The following is a 6,111-nucleotide window of genomic DNA, read 5'->3' as shown; positions in this document are numbered from 1 at the left end:
AGAGTAGGACGTCGCCACGCGTTTTTTTTACCTTATGGGGGTTTAGCTCAGCTGGGAGAGCATCTGCCTTACAAGCAGAGGGTCAGCGGTTCGATCCCGTTAACCCCCATATGAGTCGTTAGCTCAGTTGGTAGAGCATCTGACTTTTAATCAGAGGGTCACAGGTTCGAGCCCTGTACGACTCATAGTAATAACCTATGCGGGTGTGGCGGAATTGGCAGACGCACTAGATTTAGGATCTAGCGCCTTCGGGCGTGGGGGTTCAAGTCCCTTCACCCGCACTTCATTGCCGGCTTAGCTCAGTTGGTAGAGCATCTGATTTGTAATCAGAGGGTCGAGGGTTCAAGTCCTTTAGCCGGCATCAGGAATACGCGGAAATAGCTCAGTGGTAGAGCACCACCTTGCCAAGGTGGGGGTCGCGGGTTCGAACCCCGTTTTCCGCTTTGCCTTAGCAATTTTCAGCCGGGGTGGCGGAACTGGCAGACGCACAGGACTTAAAATCCTGCGGTGAGTGATCACCGTACCGGTTCGATTCCGGTCCTCGGCATTTCATAATATGCGCCCATAGCTCAATTGGATAGAGTGTTTGACTACGGATCAAAAGGTTAGGGGTTCGACTCCTCTTGGGCGCGTAGTCTTTTTATTTGTTTCATTTTTATTATCGGGAAGTAGCTCAGCTTGGTAGAGCACTTGGTTTGGGACCAAGGGGTCGCAGGTTCGAATCCTGTCTTCCCGATTTTTTGATGCCTGAAGCATTCGCTTCAGGCTTTTTTGTGTTTTCAGCCAGTGAGAAGACCTGAAAATATGATACAATAGTAAAAAACGAGGAGGAAATTGTTTGAAGGGACAAATCATCAAAGCGCTAAGCGGATTTTATTATGTGGCATCAGAAGATGAAATCTTTCAAACCCGCGCTCGAGGAAATTTTCGAAATCGAAAAATCACTCCTTTGGTTGGGGATGAAGTGATTTTTGAAAGCAGCAATCAAACAGACGGCTATCTTTTAGAGATCTTGCCGCGAAAAAATGAGCTGGTTCGACCGCCAGTCGCAAATGTGGATCAAGGAGTGGTCGTGACAAGTCTAGTTGAGCCGAACTTTTCCTATAATCTATTGGATCGCTTTTTGGTGACCTTAGAGTATGAGGGGATCGAACCGATCATCTTTTTGACAAAAGCGGATCTTGTGAAAGATCTTGCCGCAATGAAAGCAATTGAGGAGACCTATCAAGCAATTGGCTACCACGTGATCACGTCAAAAGCAGAAGGCGAAGATCTATTGGAACTTCAACGGTACTTCCCTGAGCGGATCACTGTCTTTATGGGGCAATCCGGTGCTGGAAAGTCTACGCTATTGAATCGAATCGTCCCGGAATTGGCATTGGAAACAGGAGTGATCTCAGAATCTCTCGGACGGGGGAAACATACGACCCGTCATGTGGAGCTTTTGCCGATTTGTGATGGATTGGTTGCCGATACACCAGGATTTAGTTCGATCGATTTTCTGGAAATCGAAGCAGTAGAGTTACCAAAGCTCTTCCCTGATTTTTTAGCAGTAGCTTCCAACTGCCGCTTTAGGGAGTGTATGCACCTCAATGAACCTGATTGTGCAGTGAAACAGGGAGTTGCAGCAAATGAGATTGCTGAAACTCGTTACAAAAACTACGTGCAATTTTTAGAAGAGATTGAAAACCGACGTCCGGTTTATAAAAAGAAGAAAAAGTGAGGGAAAAGCATGATGAAACTAGCACCATCTATTTTAAGTGCCGATTTTGCAAATCTTCAAAGAGACATTGAGCTGGTAGAGCGCCATGGCGCAGATTACATTCACGTAGACGTGATGGACGGTCATTTCGTTCCTAATATTACCTTAGGCCCAAACATCGTTAAAGCGATTCGCCCAGTTACCAAGCTGCCGTTGGATGTTCATCTAATGATCACCGAGCCAGAAAAGTATATCCATGCCTTCGCGGAAGCTGGAGCAGATATCATTGGTATCCACGCGGAAGCAACGCCTCATATCCATCGTGCGATCCAAATGATTGTGGCAGAAAATGTCAAAGCAGAAATCGTCATCAACCCAGGTACACCAGTTTCAGCCATTGAACATGTTTTATCCATGTGTGATCAAGTGTTAGTTATGACGGTTAATCCAGGGTTTGGTGGGCAATCCTTTATTGAAGAATCACTGGAAAAAATTGCGGCGCTGGCTGCTTTAAAAGAAGAAAAAGGCTACCATTATGATATCGAAGTAGATGGCGGGATCGTTCCTGAGACAGCCAAACGCTGCCTGGAAGCAGGCGCAAATGTCTTTGTAGCAGGAAGCTATATTTACGATGCCGATGAACCTGCGGCGCAAATCAGAGCCTTGAAAGAAGCTTTGCAATAAATGAAGATTTTGTTAGCGGCAGGTGGAAGTCCTGAAAATTGGCCACAGTTGATGGCGTATGATAAATACATTGGAATTGATCGTGGGGCCCTGTTTTTGCTTCAGCACCAACGGCCAGTCGATCTGGCAATCGGTGATTTCGACTCCCTGACCGCAGCAGAACTGCAAGCGGTCAAACAACAAGTTAAGACAGTGATCCAAGCCCCTGCTGAAAAAGATGATACAGATACTCAATTGGCATTGGTTGAGACGTTGCGTCTTTATCCAGAAGCGCAAATCGACGTGATTGGTGCAACGGGGGGACGCCTTGACCATCTTTTAGCCAATCTGTGGTTAGTTTTAGAAGATCGGTTTCGTCCATTTGCCCCAAATTTGCGTTTTTTAGATCGTCAAAATGTCGTTCAGTTCTTTTTACCAGGCACCTATCAATTGGAAAAAGAACCTGGGATGCAGTATTTGGCGTATTGCTGTTTGACGCCGGTAACAGATTTGACGTTAACAGGTAGCAAGTATTTATTAGAAAACGTCCAAGTACCGTACCCAACTTCTTATGCTAGCAATGAATTTCTGACACAAACAGCAGGTTTTTCCTTTAGCAGCGGGATGATAGCAGTCATTCAAAGTTGTGATTAAGAGACGGAACGTCTCTTTTTTTTGTTGAAAATTTCAGAAACTTAATTACAAAAAAAACATTAAGACGGACAACTTAGCTTTTGTTTGCAGGGTATTAATGGTAAAATTGGAACTACAGTTTGGAATTATTTGAGGTGTCTTTGTGAAAAAGTTTAATCCTAATAAAAATATTATCATCACATTGATTATTGTGATTTTAGTTGTCACCGTATTAAGCGTGACGATCGCCCGCCGAGCAGCGGGAAACTCCACCAATGCCGTGCAATCTACGGTCAATGACTCCGTTGGCTTTATCGATAAAATGATTACCGCTCCTTTTCGTTGGATCGAAAATGGTGCCAATTCAGTCAAAAATTTGTTTGTGACCTATGAAGAAAATGAACGTTTAAAAGAGAAATTGGACAGTTTTGAGGAACTGGAACAAGCGAAGGACAATGCGCAAAGAGAAATCGATGCCTTGAAAGAAGAGCTAGAGCTGAATGCAACCTTGACGAATTATGAACGGATCTCCGCCAATGTCATCAATCGGTCACCTGATACTTGGCAAGATATGCTGATCGTGGACCGCGGCTCAAGAGATGGTGTTGAGGTCAACATGGCAGTCATGTCGCAAAAAGGCTTGATTGGTCGTGTCATTGAGGTCAATGCAGCTTCTTCTAAAATTGAACTTTTGACTTCTGAAAACCAGAATTCCAACCACTATCCGGTTCGGATCAGCGGCGAAGATGGGTCAAACTTTGGGATCCTAAGTAGTTACGATCAAAAAGAACGTTCCTTAGTCATTACCCAATTGACGGGGGACAATGAGCTGAAGGAAGGCGATGTCGTGCAGACCTCTGGATTAGGAGGAAACTCGCCCGCCGACTTAGCGATCGGAACAGTGATCCGTACCACCAAAGATGAGTTTGGTCTTGATACCCAAGTATTTGTAAAACCGTATGCCCAAATGTATGATATTCAAGCAGTAACGATTATCAAACGCTTGGCAGGTGAGGAATAGCCATGAAAAAGCATGACTACATCAAATACCTGGCAGCGGGCGTCTTCTTTTTGATGATGTTGGCAGATGGACAACTGACGCGTTTTTTGGAAAAATGGACCCAAGACAATTATATCGCCAGTGCGCATCTTTTATTGATCGCCCTTTTATGTGGCGCGAAGTATTTGCCGAAAAACTTTTTGATCACCACGGCGCTGGTGATCGGCTGTCTCTATGACGTGTATTATGTCGGTGTGATCGGCATCTACACGGTGGCGTTTCCCTTGATCGTGTGGATTATGTATATTTTGAAAAATACGCTTTATCAAAATGTATTTACCATGTTTTTCGGAATGATCATCTTTGTTACCAGCTTAGAAGTTGTGACATTGGGGGTTCAATTGCTGTTTAAGATCGCATCAGTTAGCACGTCATTCTTTGTTTCCCGCTTTTTAGCACCAACGCTTTTATTGAACATCCTTTTGTTTATCCTTTTAGTTGTTCCATTCATGAAGCTATTCAAAGACGAATAGCTTCATTTTTTTTGCGTTTGACTGTATAAAAATAACAGCGATTGAAATGTTTTTGTAATATTCCTTTTATCTCTCTGACATACGGCTGTGTTACAATCACATTATCGTGAAGGACTTTAGGTATTCTTAAGCATTTATACATAAAAAAACCATATTAGGGGAAGCAACAGCCGGAGGAATGAAGAGTGAAAAAGCGAATTTTATCTTTATTGTTAGTAAGTTCAATTGTTCTTACTTCTGCAGCAGCACCGACACTTGTCTTTGCATCAGATTTTGACAATAAAATTGAAGAAAAAAATCAAGAGATCTCTGACTTGCAAAACCAGCAAGCGAGCATCCAGTCACAAGTAGCAACACTTGAAAGCGACGTGACTGCAATCAATGAAAAAGCCCAAACTTTGTTGCAACAACAAGGGGATTTGCGTGCGGATTCTGAAAAGTTGAAGCAAGAAATTGCTGATTTGAAAGTCAGGATCGAAAAGCGTGAAGAAGCGATCCAAAAACAAGCCCGTGACGTTCAAGTCAATGGTCAAAGCACGAACTTTATTGATGCAGTATTAGAAGCTGACTCTTTAACAGATGCTATTGGCCGTGTGCAAGCAATGACGACGATCGTCAATGCTAACAAAGATCTTGTGGATCAACAAAAGGCAGACCAAGAAGCAGTTGAAGCGAAGAAAGCAGAAAACGACGATAAATTGGCAGAAATCGCAGCGAACCAATTTGAATTAGAAACACAATTAGGGGATCTACAAGCCAAACAAGCCGATTTAAATGTTTTACAAGCGGAATTGGCTGTTCAACAAGCATCTAAAGAAGATGAAAAAGCTGATTTAGAAAAACAAAAAGAAGAATACGAAGCAGAACAAGCACGCATCGCTGCAGAAGAAGCGGCGGCGGCAGCTCGTGAACAAGCAGCACAAGAAGCAGCGGCTCAAGAAGCGGCAGCAGCTGAAGCAGCTACTCAGGAAGCAGCATCAAGCGAGTCTTCAACGTCGAATTCAACGACATCAAACTCAACAACAAATTCTAGTACGACGACTGATACTACGCAAGGCAGTTCATCACAAGGTGGCGGTTCAACAAATACGACACCATCGACTCCTGCCAACAATAACAACCAAGGATCGAACAATAGCGGCAATGGTGCAAGCAATACTCCTGCACCCGCACAAACGGTCAACGGTTCAGCAATCGTAGCAGAAGCAATGAAATACATTGGTACTCCTTATGTATGGGGTGGTACGACACCAGACGGCTTTGACTGTTCTGGCTTTACACAATATGTATTTGCTAAAGTTGGGATCTCATTACCACGGGTAACTTACGCACAAGAATTTTCTGGTACGGTGATTTCGATCAATGAAGCAAAAGCTGGTGACTTGTTATTCTGGGGTAGCCGCGGAAGCACACACCACGTGGCGATCGCTATGGGTAACGGACAATACGTTCATGCACCAACACCAGGTCAAAATGTTTCTGTTAGCAGTTACTCTTATTACTCACCAGATTTCGCGGTACGCGTAAACTAAATCAATTGAAGCTATTTCAAAAGCTGGCGTTTTACGTCAGCTTTTTTT

The 6,111-nt window shown here is 43.8% G+C and carries 6 protein-coding genes, 8 tRNA genes and 1 rRNA gene (1 of these 15 only partly in view); all 15 read left to right on the top strand.

The window, feature by feature from the left end; genetic code table 11:
- A 5S ribosomal RNA gene (gene rrf / locus IGK63_RS16040) occupies positions 1-20 on the top strand (it extends 96 nt beyond the left edge of the window).
- A gap of 16 nt (positions 21-36) precedes the next feature.
- Positions 37-109 (top strand) — tRNA-Val (locus IGK63_RS16035).
- Between the two features lie 3 nt (positions 110-112).
- Positions 113-185 (top strand) — tRNA-Lys (locus IGK63_RS16030).
- 14 nt (positions 186-199) lie between these two features.
- A tRNA-Leu gene (locus IGK63_RS16025) sits at positions 200-281 on the top strand.
- A 7-nt stretch (positions 282-288) separates the two neighbouring features.
- Positions 289-361: transfer RNA gene (locus tag IGK63_RS16020), tRNA-Thr, on the top strand.
- 10 nt (positions 362-371) lie between these two features.
- Positions 372-443 (top strand) — tRNA-Gly (locus tag IGK63_RS16015).
- 18 nt (positions 444-461) lie between these two features.
- Positions 462-547: transfer RNA gene (locus tag IGK63_RS16010), tRNA-Leu, on the top strand.
- Positions 548-558: 11 nt separating this feature from the next.
- Positions 559-632: transfer RNA gene (locus tag IGK63_RS16005), tRNA-Arg, on the top strand.
- Between the two features lie 30 nt (positions 633-662).
- Positions 663-736, top strand: a tRNA-Pro gene (locus tag IGK63_RS16000).
- 102 nt (positions 737-838) lie between these two features.
- On the top strand, positions 839-1,723 hold the full coding sequence (gene rsgA, locus IGK63_RS15995) for a ribosome small subunit-dependent GTPase A (protein WP_005232946.1): 885 nt from the start codon (positions 839-841) through the stop codon (positions 1,721-1,723).
- Positions 1,724-1,732: 9 nt separating this feature from the next.
- Positions 1,733-2,386, top strand: coding sequence for a ribulose-phosphate 3-epimerase (gene rpe, locus IGK63_RS15990; RefSeq protein ID WP_005232947.1), 654 nt, complete (start codon positions 1,733-1,735; stop codon positions 2,384-2,386).
- On the top strand, positions 2,387-3,019 hold the full coding sequence (locus tag IGK63_RS15985) for a thiamine diphosphokinase (protein WP_016612034.1): 633 nt from the start codon (positions 2,387-2,389) through the stop codon (positions 3,017-3,019).
- A gap of 142 nt (positions 3,020-3,161) precedes the next feature.
- On the top strand, positions 3,162-4,019 hold the full coding sequence (gene mreC, locus IGK63_RS15980) for a rod shape-determining protein MreC (protein WP_005232949.1): 858 nt from the start codon (positions 3,162-3,164) through the stop codon (positions 4,017-4,019).
- Between the two features lie 2 nt (positions 4,020-4,021).
- Positions 4,022-4,531 (top strand): rod shape-determining protein MreD, encoded by a 510-nt coding sequence (gene mreD / locus IGK63_RS15975; RefSeq protein ID WP_008381673.1) that lies wholly within the window; start codon positions 4,022-4,024, stop codon positions 4,529-4,531.
- 185 nt (positions 4,532-4,716) lie between these two features.
- Positions 4,717-6,063, top strand: a complete 1,347-nt coding sequence (locus IGK63_RS15970) for an NlpC/P60 family protein (RefSeq protein ID WP_016612035.1) — start codon at positions 4,717-4,719, stop codon at positions 6,061-6,063.
- Positions 6,064-6,111: the final 48 nt, after the last annotated feature.

The organism is Enterococcus sp. AZ040, from assembly GCF_050499185.1.
Lineage (GTDB): Bacteria > Bacillota > Bacilli > Lactobacillales > Enterococcaceae > Enterococcus_D > Enterococcus_D entomosocium.
Note: the sequence above shows the minus strand (reverse complement) of the source record. Positions and strands in the feature narration are given on the sequence as shown.

Coding starts and splice junctions, on each gene's coding strand:
- rpe (WP_005232947.1), top strand. CDS start 1,733: ATGATGAAACTAGCACCATCTATTTTAAGTGCCGATTTTGCAAATCTT.
- mreD (WP_008381673.1), top strand. CDS start 4,022: ATGAAAAAGCATGACTACATCAAATACCTGGCAGCGGGCGTCTTCTTT.
- IGK63_RS15985 (WP_016612034.1), top strand. CDS start 2,387: ATGAAGATTTTGTTAGCGGCAGGTGGAAGTCCTGAAAATTGGCCACAG.